General features: G+C 35.4%; 21 protein-coding genes and 3 tRNA genes. 13 read left to right on the top strand and 11 right to left on the bottom strand.

Annotation, left to right across the window (positions count from 1 at the left end):
- Positions 1–41: 41 nt before the first annotated feature.
- Entirely contained in the window at positions 42–515 is a 474-nt protein-coding gene (locus ACI6PS_RS13215) for a hypothetical protein (protein WP_421013038.1), read from the top strand.
- Between the two features lie 38 nt (positions 516–553).
- Here the strand turns inward: ACI6PS_RS13215 and ACI6PS_RS13210 are convergent, their stop codons facing one another.
- Positions 554–1,321 carry an NlpC/P60 family protein gene (locus tag ACI6PS_RS13210; protein WP_421013037.1) on the bottom strand — a complete coding sequence of 256 codons (768 nt, stop codon included), beginning with the start codon at positions 1,319–1,321 and terminating at the stop codon, positions 554–556.
- A 98-nt stretch (positions 1,322–1,419) separates the two neighbouring features.
- Positions 1,420–2,598, bottom strand: a complete 1,179-nt coding sequence (locus ACI6PS_RS13205) for an acetyl-CoA C-acyltransferase (protein WP_421013036.1) — start codon at positions 2,596–2,598, stop codon at positions 1,420–1,422.
- 343 nt (positions 2,599–2,941) lie between these two features.
- Between ACI6PS_RS13205 and ACI6PS_RS13200 the strand changes: the two genes are divergently transcribed.
- The 5 genes from ACI6PS_RS13200 to ACI6PS_RS13180 all read left to right on the top strand — a co-directional run bounded on the left by ACI6PS_RS13200 (position 2,942) and on the right by ACI6PS_RS13180 (position 3,985).
- Positions 2,942–3,028, top strand: a tRNA-Ser gene (locus ACI6PS_RS13200).
- Positions 3,029–3,040: 12 nt separating this feature from the next.
- Positions 3,041–3,115 (top strand) — tRNA-Pro (locus tag ACI6PS_RS13195).
- A gap of 113 nt (positions 3,116–3,228) precedes the next feature.
- A tRNA-Arg gene (locus ACI6PS_RS13190) sits at positions 3,229–3,302 on the top strand.
- 55 nt (positions 3,303–3,357) lie between these two features.
- Positions 3,358–3,609 carry a GIY-YIG nuclease family protein gene (locus tag ACI6PS_RS13185; RefSeq protein ID WP_421013035.1) on the top strand — a complete coding sequence of 84 codons (252 nt, stop codon included), beginning with the start codon at positions 3,358–3,360 and terminating at the stop codon, positions 3,607–3,609.
- 124 nt (positions 3,610–3,733) lie between these two features.
- Positions 3,734–3,985 carry a GIY-YIG nuclease family protein gene (locus ACI6PS_RS13180; RefSeq protein WP_421013035.1) on the top strand — a complete coding sequence of 84 codons (252 nt, stop codon included), beginning with the start codon at positions 3,734–3,736 and terminating at the stop codon, positions 3,983–3,985.
- Between the two features lie 158 nt (positions 3,986–4,143).
- Here the strand turns inward: ACI6PS_RS13180 and ACI6PS_RS13175 are convergent, their stop codons facing one another.
- Positions 4,144–4,575: a hypothetical protein gene (locus ACI6PS_RS13175; RefSeq protein ID WP_421013034.1), complete on the bottom strand. Its 432-nt coding sequence runs from the start codon at positions 4,573–4,575 to the stop codon at positions 4,144–4,146.
- A 190-nt stretch (positions 4,576–4,765) separates the two neighbouring features.
- Between ACI6PS_RS13175 and ACI6PS_RS13170 the strand changes: the two genes are divergently transcribed.
- Positions 4,766–5,350 (top strand): M15 family metallopeptidase, encoded by a 585-nt coding sequence (locus tag ACI6PS_RS13170; protein WP_421013059.1) that lies wholly within the window; start codon positions 4,766–4,768, stop codon positions 5,348–5,350.
- On the opposite strand, the gene ACI6PS_RS13165 is transcribed toward ACI6PS_RS13170, so the two are convergent.
- The 7 genes from ACI6PS_RS13165 to tsaD are packed head-to-tail and all read right to left on the bottom strand — an operon-like array spanning position 5,347 to position 12,348.
- Entirely contained in the window at positions 5,347–5,919 is a 573-nt protein-coding gene (locus ACI6PS_RS13165) for a hypothetical protein (RefSeq protein ID WP_421013033.1), read from the bottom strand. The genes ACI6PS_RS13170 and ACI6PS_RS13165 overlap by 4 nt on opposite strands.
- On the bottom strand, positions 5,919–7,097 hold the full coding sequence (locus tag ACI6PS_RS13160) for a THUMP-like domain-containing protein (protein WP_421013032.1): 1,179 nt from the start codon (positions 7,095–7,097) through the stop codon (positions 5,919–5,921). Before ACI6PS_RS13160 ends, ACI6PS_RS13165 begins: the two co-directional genes overlap by 1 nt.
- Position 7,098: 1 nt before the next feature.
- The gene (locus ACI6PS_RS13155; RefSeq protein ID WP_421013031.1) at positions 7,099–8,190 is read right to left on the bottom strand and encodes an AI-2E family transporter; all 1,092 of its coding nucleotides are present in this window, start codon (positions 8,188–8,190) and stop codon (positions 7,099–7,101) included.
- A gap of 7 nt (positions 8,191–8,197) precedes the next feature.
- The gene (locus tag ACI6PS_RS13150) at positions 8,198–8,839 is read right to left on the bottom strand and encodes a DUF4159 domain-containing protein (protein WP_421013030.1); all 642 of its coding nucleotides are present in this window, start codon (positions 8,837–8,839) and stop codon (positions 8,198–8,200) included.
- A gap of 15 nt (positions 8,840–8,854) precedes the next feature.
- Complete coding sequence (locus ACI6PS_RS13145) at positions 8,855–10,585, bottom strand: T9SS type A sorting domain-containing protein (RefSeq protein ID WP_421013029.1); 1,731 nt, start codon at positions 10,583–10,585, stop codon at positions 8,855–8,857.
- 30 nt (positions 10,586–10,615) lie between these two features.
- Positions 10,616–11,320 carry a 16S rRNA (uracil(1498)-N(3))-methyltransferase gene (locus tag ACI6PS_RS13140; protein WP_421013028.1) on the bottom strand — a complete coding sequence of 235 codons (705 nt, stop codon included), beginning with the start codon at positions 11,318–11,320 and terminating at the stop codon, positions 10,616–10,618.
- A gap of 5 nt (positions 11,321–11,325) precedes the next feature.
- On the bottom strand, positions 11,326–12,348 hold the full coding sequence (tsaD, locus tag ACI6PS_RS13135) for a tRNA (adenosine(37)-N6)-threonylcarbamoyltransferase complex transferase subunit TsaD (RefSeq protein WP_421013027.1): 1,023 nt from the start codon (positions 12,346–12,348) through the stop codon (positions 11,326–11,328).
- A 113-nt stretch (positions 12,349–12,461) separates the two neighbouring features.
- On the opposite strand from tsaD, the gene ACI6PS_RS13130 reads away from it, so the two are divergent.
- The 5 genes from ACI6PS_RS13130 (at position 12,462) to ACI6PS_RS13110 (ending at position 20,807) form a co-directional block, all read left to right on the top strand.
- Positions 12,462–16,979, top strand: coding sequence for a translocation/assembly module TamB domain-containing protein (locus ACI6PS_RS13130; protein WP_421013026.1), 4,518 nt, complete (start codon positions 12,462–12,464; stop codon positions 16,977–16,979).
- A 205-nt stretch (positions 16,980–17,184) separates the two neighbouring features.
- Entirely contained in the window at positions 17,185–18,171 is a 987-nt protein-coding gene (gene pfkA / locus ACI6PS_RS13125; protein ID WP_421013025.1) for a 6-phosphofructokinase, read from the top strand.
- A 116-nt stretch (positions 18,172–18,287) separates the two neighbouring features.
- A complete protein-coding gene (gene gap, locus ACI6PS_RS13120; RefSeq protein WP_421013024.1) occupies positions 18,288–19,292 on the top strand; it encodes a type I glyceraldehyde-3-phosphate dehydrogenase in 1,005 nt (334 codons plus the stop codon).
- Between the two features lie 288 nt (positions 19,293–19,580).
- The gene (locus ACI6PS_RS13115; RefSeq protein ID WP_421013023.1) at positions 19,581–20,429 is read left to right on the top strand and encodes a BadF/BadG/BcrA/BcrD ATPase family protein; all 849 of its coding nucleotides are present in this window, start codon (positions 19,581–19,583) and stop codon (positions 20,427–20,429) included.
- 6 nt (positions 20,430–20,435) lie between these two features.
- A complete protein-coding gene (locus ACI6PS_RS13110; RefSeq protein ID WP_421013022.1) occupies positions 20,436–20,807 on the top strand; it encodes a methylglyoxal synthase in 372 nt (123 codons plus the stop codon).
- A 91-nt stretch (positions 20,808–20,898) separates the two neighbouring features.
- On the opposite strand, the gene ACI6PS_RS13105 is transcribed toward ACI6PS_RS13110, so the two are convergent.
- Positions 20,899–21,282 carry a RidA family protein gene (locus tag ACI6PS_RS13105; protein ID WP_421013021.1) on the bottom strand — a complete coding sequence of 128 codons (384 nt, stop codon included), beginning with the start codon at positions 21,280–21,282 and terminating at the stop codon, positions 20,899–20,901.
- Positions 21,283–21,344: 62 nt separating this feature from the next.
- On the opposite strand from ACI6PS_RS13105, the gene ACI6PS_RS13100 reads away from it, so the two are divergent.
- On the top strand, positions 21,345–21,530 hold a 186-nt coding region (locus tag ACI6PS_RS13100), incomplete at its 3' end, for a hypothetical protein (RefSeq protein ID WP_421013020.1).

The raw sequence follows: 21,530 nt of genomic DNA, 5'->3' as shown, positions 1-21,530 counted from the left end.
TACTTTTTGTACATTTATACAACCTAATCAAATAAAAAAATATGAAAAAGTCAGTTTTAGCAATGGCAGTTGCTCTTACAATAATGGTTTCTTGTAAAAAAGAAGAAGCCAAGGAAGAAGTTGTGATACCAACGGTTCAGGATGAAATGCCAGTTGAAGAAGTGGCAGTGAAGGAATGTTATTCGGCAATTATAAAGAATGATACAATTTCATTAAGTATAACTGTAAAAGACAGCAGTTTGGAGCAAGGCGAATTGCATTATCATTTCTTTGAAAAAGATAAAAACCACGGCACGCTTGCAGGAACTTTCAAAGGGGATACACTTTTTGCCGATTATACTTTTATGTCAGAAGGGAAAGAATCTGTTCGGGAAGTGGTATTCCTAAAAAAAGGTAATATTTTCATAGAAGGTTATGGCGATGTGGAAGAAAAGGACAATAAAACTGTTTTTAAGGATAAGAAAAAATTGTTTTTCGATAGCAAAATAGTTTTATCCAAAACCGATTGTAAATAATAAGAAAGCCTGTCTCGTGCAGGCTTTTTTATTTTGATTTAGGAAGTAATTATTTTTTTGATGACCCTCAATTTATGGGTATGTCGGTTTTGATCGGCATTAAAAATTCCCAGATGGTCCAATCGATCGATTCTTACCTTTCCACTTGCGTGAATGATGTAGTTGTCGTCCATAATAATGCCAACGTGAATGATTCTTCCTTCTTCATTGTCAAAAAAGGCCAAATCTCCAGGCTCACTTTCTTCGATAAAACTTAAAGCTTCACCTTGAGTGGCTTGTTGTGAAGCATCCCTTAAAAGCTTGTGGCCGTTAAGTTTGTAAACCATTTGTGTAAAACCTGAACAATCTATTCCAAAAGGTGTTTTTCCTCCCCATAAATACGGTGCATTCATATACATAAATGCAGTGTTCACCAGATTTGTTTTTGGTTTGATACCGCTTATTTTCATTCCTTCGAAATCAAAATTTTCCTTGTTGATGTCGCTATGGTTCAAAAAAGACAAGGAAGAACCAAGCGGAATCGGCATCAATAAATTGTTTGGAGCTGAAACATATTCTACCAAATCAGAATTCAATATGATGGCGTCACTTGATAATTGATTGTATTGTGATTCAGAAATAGGTTGAAATTGTTTAGTGTCAATCCAGCCTTCGTAATCATCAAACTGAAGCTTAATTCTTGTCCATTGCTTCTCTTGTTCCAATACTTGAAAATGCTCGCCAAATAAAACTTGGGAAACAATTTCGCTTCTATCGGTAGCTTCGGATCTTAATGGGATGTTGGCTAGATTACAAATTCCGAACATTCAGTTTTCTTTAAAGTATAAATGATGAATTTTAGATTTTAAAAATGAAAATTACTCATTTCTAATCTAAAATTCACCATTCAAAGATATAATTTTTTTTATGCTCTTTCTAGTACAATTGCAGAAGCACCGCCGCCGCCATTACAAATTGCAGCGGCACCAATTTTTGCATTGTTTTGTTCCAATACATTGATTAGGGTAACGATGATTCTAACTCCCGAACATCCAAGAGGATGGCCTAAAGAAACGGCTCCACCATTAACGTTCACTTTGTCGTTTTCAAGACCTAATATTTTAGCATTAGCCAGTCCAACAACTGAAAAAGCTTCGTTGAATTCGAAGAAATCTACATCATTTAATGCGATTCCGGCTTTGTCTAAAGCTTTTGGTAGTGCTTTTGAAGGCGTTGTTGTGAACCATTTAGGTTCTTGTGCGGCATCAGCATAACTTTTGATGTAAGCAAGAGGTTTCAGGCCTAATGCATTTGCTTTTTCTTCACTCATTAAAACAACAGCTGCCGCTCCATCATTTATTGTAGAAGCGTTTGCGGCAGTTACAGTTCCGTCTTTTGTGAAAACAGCATTAAGGTTAGGAATTTTATCTAATTTTACATTAGTGTATTCTTCATCTTTGGTAACCATGATTGGATCGCCTTTTCTTTGTGGAACTGCCACGGGAACAACTTCGTTGTCGAATTTTCCACCATCCCAGGCTTTAGCTGAGCGCTCATAGGATTGAATTGCAAAATTATCTTGCTCTTCTCTGGTAATTTTATATTCTGTTGCACACAAATCTGCAGAAACTCCCATTGCGTTATTGTCATAAGCATCAGTAAGTCCGTCTTTTTGCATACCATCCAACATGGAAGCGGGACCAAATTTATAGCCATTTCTAAGATGAACATAATGAGGAATCATGCTCATGTTTTCCATACCTCCGGCTACAACAATTTCCGCATCTCCAGCCATGATGGCCTGAGCTCCTTGCATTACGGCTTTCATTCCAGAAGCACAAACTTTATTGATGGTTGTTGCAATTACGCTATTTGGCAAACCAGCAAAAAGCGCAGCTTGTCTTGCTGGAGCCTGACCAACTCCTGCCTGTACAACGTTACCCATTAAAACCTCGTCAACGGAGTTTGGGTCTAAATTTATTTTCTCTAAAGCACCTTTTATAGCAACAGCACCCAATTGAGGAGCACTAACAGTTGATAAAGCACCCATAAAACTTCCAATTGGCGTTCTTACAGCCGAAACGATTACAACTTTTTTATTCATAACAGGTTGATTGTTTATTTGAGTTGCGAATTTAATTATTTTTTCAAGATTTATAACCTACTTGTTACGTTAAATTCAATATAAGGATTGTCTTTTTGGTATAAATTAAAATTTAATATTGTTTTCTGATTTGAGATAACTTGCGTTTGTTTGGGATGAAACAACAATAACCTAAGTTTTCAAAAATGCTTCCTGTAAAATGGAGATCTATTATTTTGTTGATAGTGAGATGGTTTAATTTTTTTTGAAAGAAAAGTTGAAAAAAAAAGCTTTTTTAGTTGTAGAATATAGAATGATGGCTTACATTTGCAACCGCTTAAAAGATATACGTTCATTGAGCATTGGAGAGTTGCCTGAGTGGCCGAAAGGACTTGTTTGCTAAACAAGCGTATGGGGAACTGTACCAAGGGTTCGAATCCCTTACTCTCCGCTTTTTTGCACTCGGGGTGTAGCGTAGCCCGGTTATCGCGCCTGCTTTGGGAGCAGGAGGCCGCAGGTTCGAATCCTGCCACCCCGACTACAAACTTTACCATTTAAGTTTTAAAAGAAAATGGGTGCGTAGCTCAGCTGGATAGAGCATCCCGATTTTCTATCGGGACGGTCATTAAGGTTAAAGCTATAAAAATAAATGGGTGCGTAGCTCAGCTGGATAGAGCATCTGCCTTCTAAGCAGACGGTCACAGGTTCGAATCCTGTCGCGCTCACAGAAACCTCACTAGAAATAGTGAGGTTTTTTTGTTTAAGACAAATTAGAGCTGAATGAATTTTTTCTACATTTTATATTCTAAAGCATTAAATCGATATTATATTGGTCATACTTCTGAGACTTTAGATGAACGATTGCGAAAACATTTATCAAAGCATTCAGGATTTACAGCGAAAACAAAGGATTGGCTGATTGTTTACTTTGAAGAATTTGAAACTAAATCATTAGCTTATAAGCGTGAATTAGAAGTTAAGAAATGGAAGAGCAGTATTAGGATTGAAAAATTAATAAATAGTGTAAAGTAAGAGTTCAGCTTGATGAGGCATCCCGATTTCCAATCGGGACGGTCACAGGTTCGAATCCTGTCGCGCTCACAGAAACCTCACTAGAGATAGTGAGGTTTTTTTGTTTAAGACAAATTAGAGCTGAATGAATTTTTTCTACATTTTATATTCTAAAGCATTAAATCGATATTATATTGGTCATACTTCTGAGACTTTAGATGAACGATTGCGAAAGCATTTATCAAAGCATTCAGGATTTACAGCGAAAACAAAGGATTGGCTGATTGTTTACTTTGAAGAATTTGAAACTAAATCATTAGCTTATAAGCGTGAATTAGAAGTTAAGAAATGGAAGAGCAGTATTAGGATTGAAAAATTAATAAATAGTGTAAAGTAAGAGTTCAGCTTGATGAAGCATCCCGATTTCCAATCGGGACGGTCACAGGTTCGAATCCTGTCGCGCTCACAGAAACCTCACTAGAGATAGTGAGGTTTTTTTGTTTTCATTAATTTGTGAGTAGAAAAAAAGCTACTGATTAGTAGCTTTTAGTTTAATTATTTTCTGTCAATGTAGGTTTTATTGCCATTGGAGTTGATGTAGTATCGCCCTCCTTTTGGGCCTGTGTAAACTTTCTTTCCGTTGTAGTTTCCAGTAACTTTGTCTTTGGTTTCAAGATTAGCTTTCTTTTCTGCAACAGTTTCCTTGGAAACTTTTACATCTTTTTTGATGATTTCTTTTTTAGTTTGTGCTTCCTTTTTAGCATCTTTTGCGGTTTTACTTGCGTCTGCTTTTGCTTTTGAAGCATCTTTTTTAGCTTCTTTAACCGTTTTATCAGCTTCAGATTTAATTTCTTTTTTTGCTTTCTTTGCTTCTTTTTTAATTTCTGTACTTTCCTGTTTTGCTTTCGATTTGGCTTTCTGTACATCCTGCGCATTTAGGAATCCCGAAACAAGGAGCGCCATGCAAACGACTAATAACTTTTTCATAATTTTTAATTTTAATTGTTTTGTAAAAACTAAATTAGTAAAATAATTGATACCAAAAATAAGTTTCTAAATTTTTTATAAAGCCATAGATATGAACACTTGCTATTTATTAGTTATGATGCTAATCTTTAATCTTACTAAAAATGATACGAAAGAAGAGCTTACTCAAAAAAACATTCTATTGAAGGAAATGGCTTTAAAAAAACTAGTAAAAGACACTATCATCGATGATACAACATTTGTCAACCTAAAAGATTATAGTCAGGATTTTGTATATGATATGCGATACGCAACGGATGATAATTTTCTAAAATCAAAAGTATACGATTGTGGAGAATGCTATTTGAGATTAAAGACTGTGAAAGCGCTTGTAGAGGCCAATAAAAACTTTATGGAAAAAGGGTATCGGATTAAAATTTATGATTGCTACCGTCCTCTCGATATTCAAAAACGGATGTGGAAAATAGTTTCTAATCCAAATTATGTTGCCAATCCTGCCAAAGGTTCCATACATAATAGAGGAGGAGCGGTAGATATTACTCTAGTTGATTCAACAGGAAATGAATTGGATATGGGAACAGATTTCGATCATTTCGGGATTGAATCCAGCCACAATTATAAAAAACTGGATAGAAAGGTTATCCAAAACAGGAAATTACTAAAGAGAATAATGCAAAAACACAACTTCAAGATTTTTGAATCGGAGTGGTGGCATTATAATTTAAAAAATGCTTCAGCTGATAAATTATCGAATTTTAAATGGCAATGTGACTAATTTTCAATACATTTCAAATAATTAATAAAGTAGTTTTCAGGATGATAATTTTCTTTCATTAATTCTGATACTAGTTCTTTTTTAAAGATGTAATCCTGCGTGTCAGTTACTGATTTGATTCTTATAAGAGAAACCGGAGATGATTTTAAATCTTCGAAAGAACCTTTTAAAAACATAAATTCTCCCGAAATAATCCTTGTGTTCTTGCCTTCATCTTCCAAGCGCACCATTGTGCCACAAGTTTCATTTTGAGTGTGAACTAAAGTGATGATTTTTCCATTAAGCAATTGCAAATAGATTTTAGAACTGAGGTCATAGCAAACAGCCTTTATAAAATCACTACTTTTTGTAACAGTTTGAACCTTCAAATAAGGGGTTCCATCAGCATTTATTAATGAAAAAAAGATATAAGTGGAACTTACTCCAAAAATTCTTTCGTGTACCAAATAATCTTTAGTCGATTTGTAGCTTCCAATGGAGTCTACAACATTTGTACTGTAATCACAGTCTTTTTGAGCAAAAGCGGTAAATTGAAAAAATATAAAAAAGCTAAGTAGTAAAGATTTCATTATTGGTTTATTTTGGTGCAAATTAAAACTATTTTATCGTTATTCATATCGGTTGTAAAAAAACAATATTCATTTCCGCCGTCTTTTATCTTCCATTTCTTTCGAATTGCTTCAACGGTTTCCGGAAAATTTCTTGTCGTAATATTGAATTTTTTATTTTCCAGAAATTCCTTCATATTATTTTTATTGTACAGAAGCTTTTTTTCAATTGCAAAAACTCTACCAGGAAAATCTATAAATTCTTCTGATGTATAAAGATGCGAATGTTGATGAAGTTTATCAATGTTGAATTGATGGCTGACATTATTAAAACCTCCCGATTTCATTACAGCGCTATTCGATTCGTAAAGATATTTTTTAGGCAGGTCAAATGTAGGATTTGCATTTTCATCTAAAACAAAATCAAAAACTTCAGTTTGTTTTGATAGATTGATGGTTTTAATAGAAACGGTTTCAGTATATGATTTATGAATTTCCCATAGCAATTCTTTTACTTCGTTTTCAACGGCAACAATATGAATGTTTTTTACATTTTTCAATTCTGACAATCCGGCCGAAATATCTAAAATTGGTGCGGTTTTGATTAAAATTTTATCCGAATATGAAAAGTAAACATCCATCAATTCGGGGACGTTTGGAAGGCAATCTTTCAGCATAAAGACCTTGCCTTTTGCGTCATTCCTTCTGGATGGATCAATGTAAATCCAATCGAATCGTCTGTTTAATTTTTGTAAAATATCAAAACTATCTCCAGAAAAACATTCAATATTGTCTGCTTTTAATTGTTTGAAATTATGCTTGACAATTTGGGAAAGTTCTTCATTTATTTCACAATGAACAACATTATTTATTTGTTTTGAAAAATAATAATCATCTACACCAAAACCACCGGTCAAGTCAATAAGGCTTTCACCGGAAATCAGATTTGATTTATTTAAAGCTGTTTTCTCGGAAGAAGTTTGTTCAACCGAAATTTTGGATGGATAAATAATTCCATAAGTCGAAAACCAAGTTGGAAGCTTGTCTTTTGCCTTGGCTTTAGCCGAAATCTGATTTAAAATTTCCGTCCAAGTAAAATGAGGAAATGGATTTTTTTGCAGGGCTAATTTTGAAATATCAGTGCCAATATTACTATCAATAAAGCATTGTATTTCTGTATCTAATATCGAAAAATTCAAATTAAATATTTTTGGTAAGTATCTTAATTACTTTGTTTTCTGGAAAAAATTCCTTTCCAATCACCTTTAAAATGGTATAAATAGGCACAGCCAAAATCATCCCCAAAATTCCCGACATAAATCCAGCTATCAAAATAACCAAGAAAATTTCCAGTGGGTGCGAATTTACGCTACTCGAAAAGATTAAGGGTTGCGAAACGTTGTTGTCAATGATTTGAACAATCCAAAAACCGATTAAAACATAAATCGTTAATGGCAGAATTTCCGATTGAAAATCACTTCCCAAATTGCTAATCATGGTCAATATTCCAGCAAGAACAGAACCAATTAAAGGTCCAATGTAAGGGATAATGTTTAAAACCGCACATAAAAAGGCAATGATAAAAGCATTGTCAATTCCGAAAATAAGCAACACAATTAAATAAAGAACAAACACAATAAACAATTGCAATAATAATCCAATAAAATATCTCGATAGCAATACGTTGATTTTATCCAGCGAGTTCAAAATCTTATCTTCCTGGCTGTCCGGCAAGATTTTTTTTGCCCCAACGATAAACATTACACGGTCTTTCAAAAAGAAAAATGTGATGAACAGCACCGATGCTAAACCCATTCCGAAACTACTAATGGTTCCTAAAATCGAGTTTAAAAAGTTGGGTATAAAGTTAAAATTTACTTTCGATGAAATATTCGCTTCTTTCAACATTTTTGCAGAATCGATGTTGTGGCTGTCTAAAAAAACGGTGATTTGATGAATAAGTTGCGTGATGTTTTGTTCAATTTCAGAAGTGTTTAGAAGCGAAAGGCTTTGGCTTTGTGCAGAAATCAGCGGAACGAACATCATGATGAATCCGATAATTATCGAAACAAAAATAAAAAGTGTGGCAATGGTTCCGAAAAGGTTATTGAATTTTAATCGCTTTTTGAAAAAGTTTAGAATAGGATTTCCAATCAAGGTAAGAATCAATGCGACAACAAGATAAACAATTACCACCTGTATTTGAAACAAGAAATAGAGCAAAAGTGCAACAATCACAATAGTGGCAATCGCTCTTAAAATTCCATTGGAAATTGTTTTTGATGTTATCATATCAGTACTAATTATTAAAAATATAATGGATGATGTTAGCTCCCATTTTCAGCGCTTTTTGGCGTACTTCATTAGGATCGTTGTTCACTTCTGGATCTTCCCAGCCATCGCCCAAATCGGTTTCGTAGGTATATAAAAGTACTAACCTGTTTTCGATAAAAATCCCAAAAGCTTGTGGACGTTTTCCGTCGTGCTCGTGTATTTTTGGAAGTCCGGCAGGAAAAGGGTAGGGTTTTTGAAAAATAGCGTGATTGGCAGGAATTTCAACCAAATCATTGTTTGGGAATACTTTTTTTATTTCTTTTCGAATGTATTGGTCCAATCCATAGTTGTCATCGATGTGCAGAAAACCTCCAGAAGTCATATAATTTCTGAGGTTTTTTACATCATTGTCATTAAAAACTACATTCCCATGCCCCGTTAAATGCACATAAGGGTAGGAAAGCAAATCCGGACTTCCGGGTTCGACAGTGGCTGGTTTTTGCTTGATTTTGGTATTGATGTTTTGGTTACAGAACTTTATCAGATTCGGCAAAGAAGTTGGATTTGCATACCAATCGCCACCACCGCTGTACTTTAAAAGCGCAATTTCCTGAGAAAAACCAAATGCGGAAACCAATAAAATCAATGCAAAGGTTATTTTTTTCATTAAGGAATAATGATTTTAGTTTTTAATGATTTTGGTGAATTGAACATTTTCGCCAGAATAAGTTTTAATGAAATAAACTCCCGAATTAATACTTGATAAATCAACAAAAAGTTGGTTTGATGCATTCGTTTTGGCAATGATTTTTTGACCAAGAGAATTGTAAACTTCAATTAAAGAGATATCACTTTCTGCAATAATATTCAAATTGTTTTTTGTAGGATTCGGGTAAATTTTCAAATTTTTAATGGCATAATTTTCTGTTCCTAAATCAGAGTAAACCGTTACAGCAAGCCTGTTGGAAATCGGATTTGGGTTTCGAGCTTCACTCTCGCAACCGGCTTCGTTTGTTTGCGAAGCATAATAAGTAACGTTTTCTTGTAGAGGAGTTGTATTTGGAAGCAAATTTCCTTCAAATGCATCGTCATACCACTGGATATTTTCACCAATAACTTCTAAATCTTCCAAAGTTTCACCAGGCATAAAACCTTGGGAAGCTGATCCTTCAGGGGCGGATGGTGGTTCTGAACCTGAAACAGTGAAGGTTAATATGTAATAACAACCTGTATTTAGGTTTTCAATTCTAATATAAATTACCTCTTCTTCTATAAAAGAATAGGCTTCGGGAAATTCAATTTCACTACTAAATTCTATGGCTGCCGTTTCATTTTGATGATAAGAAATCATAAAATCATTAGGATTCAAACCGTTCAAAACCAAGGGAGAATTTACGGTTAAATCTATCGTATAAAGTGCGTTTTCTGAGCAAACTAATAAATCAATAGGGTTTGTAAACGCAGGAGTCGGCTCAAAGTTGAGATTTAAACTTTCAGTAAAGACAAGTTGTGAACCATCACATCTGGTGACATTCATAGTTACGGAAATATTGTCACTATCTTGAGGGCAAATCGTAATGGAATCTTGCGTTTCGTCAACTAGGGTTGCTCCATTTAATGACCATGTAAAACTACTTGTCAGTGAATTTCCAGCTGGTGAAAATCGCCAAGCTTCATTTGTCGCATTCCACGTACCAGTGTTTCTATCTGTAGGAACAACAGCATTTGTACCAGTTTGATTTTGGATGCCAATCAGGCCATTTCCAAAATTTGCAGCTGTACAAGAAGTTCTTTTTTTGACATAAACATCAATTATATTCGTCATTTCATAAAGAACAATCTGTGAGGTCTGAAGGTTAGATGAACCACAATTATAAAGCGGTAATTCATTATAATTGATAACAAAAACTCTATTTGGAGAAGTTCCAGAGGTATAATAATTTACATTTTGAACAGCTGGATTTACACTCGTTGTTATGTCAGTATCTTGATAAACGCCGTAAATTGCATTTTTGATAGGAAAATTAGGGTCAGGAATTGAAGTCGTAAATTGATAAGGGCATTCAGTGCTCGTTTGGTTAAATGCAATTACACCGTTAGAACCTATTGCAATGTTCTGATATACATTTCCATAAAAGCAAAAGGTGAACGGTATCGACACATTCGTAAATTGGTCGTCAAGAGTCACATTAATCACGCTTCCGCCAGTAAAAGCGTACAATGGGTTGTAACCAATGCCGGATACATCATAATTAGTTGTGCTTTTAATATCTTGATAATTTGTTGTAAGTTGAATACAATCTCCAGCGTTGCAAAGAGGTACGGGAGTGTTTATACCAAAAAACATGTTGCTTTGCTGAGAAAACCCATTTGAAGCCAATAAAAAAAGTACAAAAAGTAAAGTTTTTTTCATATTCGATTTATTTATTAAGTTAAATATCACCTATTCGTTTACAAAAACAACACTATGACAGGCAACAACGGCAGCAGTTTCTGTTCTTAGCCTCGTATTTCCCAAAGATACAGGAATGTAGTTGTTTTCTAATGCTGATTTTATTTCTTTATCAGAGAAATCGCCTTCGGGTCCAATCAATATGGTGATGTTTTCCTTTGGTTTTAAGACATCTTTTAATGATTTTTTATTGGTTTCTTCGCAATGTGCAATCAAATTCAGACCCTCATTTTTGATTTTCATAAAATCTTTGAAAGAAATCGGTTCGTTCAGTTTTGGAAGATAATATTGCAGGGATTGTTTTATTGCCGATTGTATAATCTTATCGAATCGATCCGTTTTAATAAATTTTCGTTCCGAATGATCGCAAATAATAGGAGTGATTTCGGAAATTCCCATTTCGGTGGCTTTTTCCAAAAACCATTCGTAACGATCGTTCATTTTTGTTGGAGCAACAGCCAAATGTAGCTGATATTTTAGAGGTTCGCTTTTTTCAAATGAAACAATCTTGACCGAACATTTTGTGTCCATTGCAATAATAATTTCTGTTTTAAATAAAAACCCCAAACCATTTGTTACAAATAGAATATCGCCTTGTTTTTTACGCATTACTTTTACAATGTGCTTGCTTTCTTCTTTGTCAAAAACAAAACTTTCAGTGCCTTCAGTAATCGTTGGATTATAAAATAATTGCATAATTTTTAGAATTGGATTCTTGCTTTGGAAACAACCGAAGCATTTTCGAAAGTTTCGGCCAGGAATTTTTGATAACCTACAATTCCAATCATTGCGGCATTATCGGTGGTATATTCAAATTTTGGAATGTAAGTTTTCCAACCGTATTTTTTTTCGGCATTTTTTAAAGTTGTCCGAATTCCTGAATTGGCAGAAACACCGCCGCCAATTGCAATCTGCTTGATTCCGGTTTCCTTAACTGCCAATTTCAACTTGTCCATCAAGATTTCAATGATAGTATGCTGAATAGAAGCACAGATGTCGTCGATATTTTCTGCAATAAAATCTGGGTTTTCAGTGGCTTTCTTTTGGATAAAATATAAGATGGCGGTTTTCAAGCCTGAAAAACTAAAATCCAAACCGGGAACTTTAGGCTTTGTAAAGGCAAAAGCTTTTGGGTTTCCTTTCTGAGCATGCTTGTCTACCAAAGGACCTCCGGGATAAGGCAATCCGAGGATTTTAGCACTCTTGTCAAATGCTTCTCCAACGGCATCATCAGTGGTTTCGCCGATGATTTCCATATCAAAAAAATCATTCACTTTCACGATCTGTGTATGTCCTCCCGAAATGGTCAGGGCGAGAAAGGGAAAAGTGGGTTTGTCGAAACTTTCTTCATCGATGAAATGTGCCAAAATATGGGCGTGCATATGATTCACAGCAATCAGCGGAACATTCAAAGCTAATGACAACGATTTTGCAAATGAAGTTCCCACTAAAAGGGACCCCATCAGTCCTGGACCTTGGGTAAAAGCAATTGCGGAAAGCTGTTCTTTTGAGATGTTTGCTCTTTTGATCGCAGCATCAATTACAGGCACGATATTTTGCTGATGCGCTCTCGAGGCAAGCTCAGGAACGACACCACCGAATTCAGTATGAATAAGTTGGTTTGCAACAACATTCGATAGGACTTTGTCGTTATGCAATACAGCGGCTGCAGTATCGTCACAAGAACTTTCAATTGCCAATATAAAAACAGGCTTATCAGGCATAAAAGGCACGGATTTTGAGTTATATTTGACTAAAAAATCTTTATTTTTACATCGAATACAAAAATAGAGATTTTTATTGAAGCTATCCTGATTCCTTACGCAAAATAAAATTTTTGGAAAAAGTAAAAAAAGTATCAAAGTTTAGAAGAATAAAAAAAATAGTATTTCGAGTTTTGCTCGGATTGGTATTGTTTTTACTGCTTTCTGGTATTTTACTTTCACTGCCTTTCGTTCAGACCAAAATAGGGAATTATGTTACCAATATGCTTAACGAAGATTATGGAACCGACATAAATGTTGAGCAGGTTTCTGTTTCAATCTTTGGAGGTGTAAAGCTAAAAACAGTGATGATTCGCGACCATCACAAGGATACACTTATTTTTGCTAACCGAATAAAAACCAATATTTTAGACATCAGCAGGGCAATCGATGGCGATTTGCTTTTTGGAGATATCAGGCTCGACGGATTGGTTTTTAATCTGAAAAACTACAAAGGCGAAGATTACACCAACCTTGATAAATTCATTGATTTATTTGATGATGGAAAGCCTTCAACCTCCAAGAAAAAATTTCTTCTCCAGGCTAAAAACGCCTATTTCTCCAACAGCCGATTTATGGTAATTGATGAAAATATCAGCCTCCCCGTCAGTGTTGATTTTACAAAACTGAATGCTTCGCTGAATAATTTCAAAATTTACGGACCGGATGTTACTGCGAAGATCAATAAAATGTCTTTCAAGGATCATCGCGGTTTGTTTGTTGAAAATCTAAGCTCAAAATTCAGTTATTCCAAAACCAGTATCGTTCTTGAAGATTTGGATTTAAAGACAAAAGAGTCGGTTTTCAAGGGTGAAGTTGTATTGCGATATGACCGTAAAGATTTTGCCGACTTCAACAACAGGGTAGTTTTTGATGTAAAAATCGATGAATCTACGTTGGCTTCAAATGACATCCGGTATTTCTATAATGAATTGGGAAAAAATCAAAAGTTTGATTTGAAAGCCAAAATTGATGGAACGCTCAATAACATCAACTTTAAAAATTTAAAGCTTATTGATGAGAAGAAATCTCAAATTATAGGAAATGTAAACTTCAAGAACCTTTTCGGAAAAGGAAATCAGGAGTTTTATATGAAAGGAAATTTCTATAAAGTAAGTTCAAATTATGAGGATTTGATTGCGCTTTTGCCAAATGTTCTTGGAAAATCGTTGCCTACATCATTGGCAAATCTTGGACAGTTCAATTTAGTTGGGACTGCAGAGATTACAAAGAAAACCATTACGACTGATTTTTTTATGTCAACCCGAATCGGAAATATCAAATCGAATTTGGAGATGACTGAAATTGACAATATTGATAACGCTTCGTATGTTGGAAATGTAGAGTTGGATAATTTCAATATTGGAAGTTTTCTTAGCATAAAAGACATCGGAAAAGTCAGCCTCAATCTTGATGTTGACGGAAAAGGATTTACCAAAAAATACCTGAATACAGAGGTTAGCGGGAAGGTTTCCAAACTTCATTACAACAAATATACTTACACGAATATCAACGTGGAAGGTAATTTCAAGACGCCAATATTCCAAGGAAAGGTAAATGTTAATGATCCTAATCTTTTCATGGATTTTGATGGTTTGGTGGATTTGAGCAGAAAGGATCTGCGCTATGATTTTCATACAAAGATCGATTATGCCGATTTGAAAAAATTGAATTTTATGAAAGATTCGATTTCTGTTTTCAAAGGTGATATCGAAATGAATATTTCAGGAAACAATATTGATAATCTTGCCGGGATTGTAAAAATTTCTCAGACTGCTTATCAGAACCAAAAAGACAATTACATTTTTGACGATTTTACGCTCGAATCTTCTTTTGATGCCAATAATGAAAGAACCATTACCATCAATTCTCCGGATATTATCGAAGGAAAATTGGTCGGGAAATTCAAGTTCAATCAATTATTGAAGATGGTTGAAAATGCTGCAGGAAGTCTGTATGCCAATTATACCCCTAATAAAGTTTCAAAAGGACAATACCTCAAATTCAATTTCAGTGTCTATAACAAGATCATTGAAATTTTTTACCCAGGAATCGAAGTAGGCGCCAATACAATGGTTAGGGGAAGTATTAATTCCGACAAGGATGAATTCAAGCTTGTCTTTAATTCGCCAGGAATCAAAGCTTTTGATAATTATTTTGACAAGATAAAAATTGATATTGATAATAAAAATCCACTCTACAATGCTTATATCGAGATGGATACTATCAGGACAAAATACTATAAGTTCTCTGAATTCAGTTTTATAAATGTCACAGCAAATGACACCTTATTTGCCAGGACAGAATTTAAAGGAGGAAAAAAGGCAGATGATTTTTATAATCTGAATTTCTATCATACGATTGACAAACAGAACAATAGTGTTGTAGGTTTGAAAAAATCCGAAGTGAAATTTAAAGATTATCTGTGGTTTTTAAACGAAGATGAAACTTCCGACAATAAGATAGTTTTCGACAAGAAATTTAAAAATTTTGCCATTGAGAATTTTGTAATGACCCATGAAGATCAGAAGATTGAATTGATGGGTAAGCTTCGGGATTCTACTTATAAGGATTTGCAGTTGAATTTCGAAAACGTAAATCTTGGCAAAATTATCCCTGCGATTGACAGTCTTGATGTGGCTGGAAATTTGAACGGTAAGATTGATTTCAAGCAAAATAACAAAGTTTATAAGCCAACAGCTTCTGTTCAGGTTGATGGTTTGCATATAAATGACATCAAATTAGGTAACTTGAATGTGGACATTGCCGGAAACGATTCCTTTAGCAAATTCACCATTGATTCCAATTTAGAAAATGAAAACGTTGAATCTTTTCTTGCAGAGGGAACTTTCGTTATAGAGAACAAGCAAACCATCATGGATTTGGATTTGCGTTTTGATCAATTCAATTTGGCGGCCTTGAGTCCTTTGGGTGGCGAAGTCATATCCAATATTAGGGGTTTTGTTTCTGGAACATCCAATATTTCGGGCAATTTATCCAAGCCGGAAGTTAACGGCCGACTTTTTCTAGACGAAGCCGGTTTGAGGATTCCGTATTTGAATGTCGATTATGCTTTCAAGGAAAGTTCAATCATCGATTTGGCAGAAAATCAGTTTATTTTCCAAAATGCGACCATGGTCGATACGAAGCATAAGACCGAAGGGAAAATCAACGGAACCATAAAGCATAAGAATTTTTCCGATTGGAATCTGGATTTGACAATCGATAGCAACAGATTGTTGGCTCTCGACACAAAAGATTCTGAAGATGCGGCCTATTATGGAACGGCTTTTATTGATGGAACTGCAAAAATTTCAGGACCAACGGATGGTTTGTTGATTGATGTGGTAGCAGAATCCAAAAGTGGCACCCAGATTAAGATTCCAATCAACAATGCCGAAGCAGTTGGGAACAAAAGTTTTATGCACTTCTTGACACCTGAAGAAAAATACAATCTTCAAAAAGGAATTATTGGTCAGGTTAGAGATTATAAAGGATTGGAATTAAAGTTTGAATTGGATGTAACTCCTGAAGCCGAAATTGAAGTGATTTTGGACAGAGAAACCGGTCACGGAATGAAGGCAAAAGGAAACGGTACATTGCTTTTGGAAATCAATACGCTTGGAAAATTCAATATGGTTGGAGATTATCAAGTATATGAGGGTTCCTATAATTTCCGTTACAGGGGCCTTATTGATAAGCGATTGGATGTAAAAAAATTCAGTACGATTGTTTGGGAAGGTGATCCCATGAGAGCCCGATTGAATTTGGAAGCGGTTTACAAAACCACTGCAAATCCTTCCGTTTTATTGGATAATCCATCTGTAAACAGAAAAGTTCCTGTTGAAGTAGGAATTGGAATCACAGGAAGTTTGAGCAGTCCTGAGCCTGATTTCAGTATTAATTTCCCAACGATAAGTTCTGTGTTGAAATCAGAAATTCAAACGAAATTAGGAGATAAAGACATCCGTCAGACACAGGCGTTGACCTTGTTGAGTACGGGAGGATTTTTGAGCCAGGACGGTGTGAATCAAAGTGCAATTGCCCAAAATCTTTTTGAAACTGCCGGTGGTATTTTTGATGATATTTTTCAAAATCCTGATGATAAAGTACAGGTAGGTATCGATATTGTTTCTGCAGATAGAACACCTGGAAACGAAGCCGATGGTTCTGTAGGATTAACGGTTTCTACACAAGTAAACGAACGTATTACCGTTAACGGAAAAGTGGGTGTTCCGGTTGGAGGCATCAATGAGTCCGCCATTGTTGGAAATGTAGAAGTGCAATATAGGGTTAATGAAGATGGAAGTTTGAACCTTCGTGTTTTCAACAGAGAAAACGACATTAATTATATAGGAGAAGGAATTGGATATACGCAAGGTATTGGTGTCACTTATGAAGTCGATTTTGATACCTTCAAAGAATTAGTGAACAAAATTTTCAAGAATCACAAATTAGACAAAGTGAAGATTGAAGACGATCTTATTCCAGATTCTGAAATTGCTCCGGAGTATATGAATTTTCCAGACAAAAAGAAGAAACCTGTCGAGCCTAAAAACAACGCTGAAGCAATTCCTTCCAAAGAAGATTGATAAATCTATAATTCTACATTTGCTTCATTTTTGATTGCGATTCCCAATTATTCGTAATTTTCGACTATTTTTTCTTCACAAACCTGTCAATTTTAAAAACTTATTAACGAAAACGTTTGAAATGTGTTTCGTTTACTAAATTATTAATAACGTGCTATCTTTAATTATATATGTTTGTTAAATTAGCATTTTAATATATTAAAAAATGTCAAAATCAATTAAAAAGATAGGGGTGCTAACTTCTGGTGGAGATTCCCCTGGAATGAATGCCGCTATACGTTCTGTCGTTAGGACTTGTGCCTTTCACGGAATAGAATGCATCGGAATCTACCGTGGATACCAAGGTATGATTGAAGGTGATTTCAAAGAAATGGGACCTCGTTCTGTAAATAATATCGTCAACAAAGGTGGAACAATTCTAAAGTCGGCAAGATCAAAAGATTTTATGACACCGGAAGGCAGAAAAATTGCACACGACCATTTGGTAAAGGCAGGTGTTGAAGCATTAGTGGTTATCGGAGGTGATGGAAGCTTTACTGGAGCCGAAGTTTTCAATAAGGAATACGGCTTTCCAGTAATGGGAATTCCTGGTACAATTGACAATGATATTTTCGGTACAAGTCACACTTTAGGTTATGATACCGCTCTAAATACAGTGGTAGAATGCATCGATAAGATTCGTGATACGGCAAGTTCACACAACCGTCTTTTCTTCGTAGAAGTCATGGGGCGTGACGCCGGACACATCGCTCTAAACGCAGGAATCGGTGCTGGAGCAGAAGAAATTCTTATTCCAGAGGAAGATTTAGGACTGGACAGATTATTGGAGTCACTTCAAAAAAGTAAGGCATCAGGAAAATCATCAAGTATAGTGGTGGTTGCCGAAGGAGATAAAATGGGTAAGAATGTTTTCGAATTAAAAGATTACATCGAATCACATCTGCCAGAATACGACATCCGTGTTTCGGTTCTCGGACACATGCAAAGAGGTGGAGCACCATCGTGCTACGACAGGGTTTTGGCAAGTAGGCTAGGAGTAAAAGCTGTAGAATCTATACTAGAAGGAAAATCAAACTATATGGTTGGAATCCTTAAAGATGTGGTGACCTTGACACCTCTGGAACAAGCCATCAAAGGACACTATCCAATCGATATGGAATTATTAAGGGTATCCGATATAATGTCAACATAAAATTTAGGGTTGAATGTTTAAAAGTGAGGAAATTTAAACACACAAGCTTTAGCAATAAACAAACAATTTAAATAATCGGCCAAAGGCAATGCCTGAAGCTAAAAAGCAAACAAAAAATGTCAAAAGTAAAATTAGGAATCAACGGATTTGGAAGAATTGGAAGAATCGTTTTCAGAGAAACTTTCAACAGAGATAATGTAGAAGTTGTAGCCATCAATGATTTATTAGATGTAGACCATTTAGCTTATTTGTTAAAATACGATTCAGTTCACGGTCGTTTCAACGGAACGGTAGAAGTAAAAGAAGGAAAATTATACGTAAACGGAAGAAACATCCGTATTACTGCCGAAAAAGACCCATCAACTCTAAAATGGGATGAAGTTGGAGTAGATGTTGTAGCAGAATGTACAGGTATCTTCACAACATTAGAAACAGCAAACGCACACATCAAAGGTGGTGCTAAAAAAGTAATCATTTCAGCTCCATCAGCAGATGCTCCAATGTTTGTAATGGGAGTAAATCACGAATCAGCAAAAGCTTCAGATACTGTGGTTTCTAACGCTTCATGTACAACAAACTGTTTGGCGCCTCTAGCGAAAGTAATCAACGATAACTTCGGAATCGTAGAAGGTTTGATGACAACGGTTCACGCAACAACTTCAACACAAATGACTGCCGATGGTCCTTCTAAAAAAGACTGGAGAGGTGGACGTGCAGCAAGTGTAAACATCATTCCATCATCAACCGGAGCTGCAAAAGCAGTTGGAAAAGTAATTCCAGAATTGAACGGAAAACTAACAGGAATGTCATTTAGAGTTCCAACTGTTGACGTTTCTGTAGTAGATTTAACAGTAAAAGTTGCCAAAGAAACTTCTTACGAAGAAATCATGGCAGTATTGAAAAAAGCTTCAGAAAACGAACTAAAAGGAATCCTTGGATATACCGAGGACGATGTGGTTTCTCAAGATTTCATCTCAGATTCTCACACCTCAATCGTAGATGCAAAAGCAGGAATCGGATTGAATTCAACGTTCTTCAAAATCGTATCTTGGTACGATAACGAGTACGGATATTCTAGCAAATTGATCGATTTGTCGGTTCATATCGCTGGTTTAAAATAATTTATAGAGTTACAAAATCCCGTTGATTTTATATTGACGGGATTTTTTGTATTGATTTAGGAGCAAATCGCTAGGACATTTGTTCCAACCATTTTCCCGCTTTCCGTTGCAATCTTTTCTTTTTTTAAAGGAAAAAAAGAAAAGGATTTCCACTACAAACACGAAGTGTTCACCGAACACTTATGAAAATAAGTGTAATGTGAGGTAATCGGGGCTAGATTAAAATCTTTCGGCATCTTGTAAATCTATTTTCCGATCGAGACTAACAAACAAACTAACAAACCAAAAATGAAACTATTAGTAGACAGTGGTTCCACAAAAGCAGATTGGATTGCATTAGATGATAATGGCAACAAACTGTTTACCACACAATCTTTAGGATTGAATCCTGAAGTTTTAGATAAAAAGGAAGTCCTTGAGCGTCTTGAGGACCGCTTCGATATCTACCAGAATAGAAAAGCAGTAACGCATCTTTACTTTTACGGAGCAGGTTGCGGAACTGACAGAATGAAAAATTTCTTGGCAGACATTTTCAAAGAGTTCTTCTCAAATGCCGAAATCAACGTAAAGGAAGATACCTATGCGGCAGCGTATGCAACCAATCCAAACAACGAAAAAGCAATTATTTCAATTTTGGGAACAGGTTCAAACTGCAGTTATTTTGATGGAGAAGAATTGCACCAAAAAGTACAATCTCTTGGTTATATGGCCATGGACGATTGCAGCGGAAACCGTTTCGGTCGCTCCCTAATCCGTGCTTATCATTTTGGGAAAATGCCTAAGCATTTAGCCGAAGAATTTGAAAAGGATTACGATCTAGATCCAGACACCATCAAGCATCATTTGTATAAGGAACCAAATCCAAATGCCTATTTGGCAACGTTTGCAAAGTTCCTAATCAAGCACAAAGACGATGTTTTCATCAATGTTTTTGTGAAGAAAGCAATGCAGAAATTTGTAGACAATTATATTTCGCAATTTGAAAACTGCCGTGAAGTTCCAGTACATTTTGTAGGTTCAATCGCTTTTTATTTAAAAGATGAATTGAAAACAGTCTTGGAACAAAACGGATTGATTTTAGGAAACGTTTTGAGACGTCCTATCGACGGGTTGATCGATTATCATCGTATAAACTAAAAGACTATGGAAATTGCTGTAATTGCACATGATAGAATGAAAGCCGATATGGTGCAGTTTCTCAATAAAAATAAAGCTTTGCTTATTGCTGAGAACATCTCGCTAATTGCAACTGGAACCACCGGATCTAAAGCAGAGAATGCTGGTTTCAGAGTTCAAAAAATGCTTTCAGGACCACTTGGGGGCGATGCACAAATAGCGGCTCGGGTGGCAGAAGGCAAAACACAGATGGTTTTGTTTTTTAAGGATCCCAATTCAAGCCATGCCCATGAAGTTGACATTAATATGTTGATTAGGGTTTGCGATGTTCACAATGTTCCCTTGGCAACAAATGAAGCAACGGCACAATTGCTATTGAATGCAATCGCCATAGGGTAATTTACCATTGTTAGGAGAATAATCTTAAATAAAAAAGTCCAATTTCTAATTTAGAGATTGGACTTTTTTTATATTCGAAAAATTTTTCTAATTATTGTTTGATAGCAATCATAGAGATTTCTACGTTCACATTTTTCGGCAAGCAAGCCACCTGAACTGTTTCCCTTGCTGGAGCAGTCTTTTCATCAAAATAGCTTCCATAAACCGAATTTATTCTGGCAAAATCATTCATGTCCATTATAAAGATTGAAGTCTTAACAACGTCTTCAAGACTCATTCCGGCAGCTTCTAGAACTGCTTTCATGTTTTCCATCACTTGTTTTGTTTCGACTTCAATGTTGTCTAAAATCAATTCCATTGATGCAGGATCTAGCGCAATCTGTCCAGAAGTATAAAGTGTATTGCCTACTAAAACGGCTTGATTGTAAGGTCCGATTGGTGCAGGAGCCTTATCTGTATAAATTATTTTTTTCATATCTAGTGTTTAATTAATTATACAAATCGCATGATGCATTATGCTAAACGCACGGTACATTATTGCAAACGCACGGTACATTATTGCAAACGCACGATACATTATTGCAAACGCACGGTACATTATTGCAAACGCACGCTACATTATTCCAAACGCACGGTACATTATTGCAAACGCACGGTACATTATTGCAAACGCACGGTACATTATTGCAAACGCACGATACATTATTGCAAACGCACGGTACA

Origin of the sequence: Flavobacterium sp. PLA-1-15 (assembly GCF_049060005.1) — a bacterium.
Classification (GTDB): Bacteria; Bacteroidota; Bacteroidia; order Flavobacteriales; family Flavobacteriaceae; genus Flavobacterium.
This window is presented reverse-complemented; position numbering and strand designations above follow the sequence as displayed.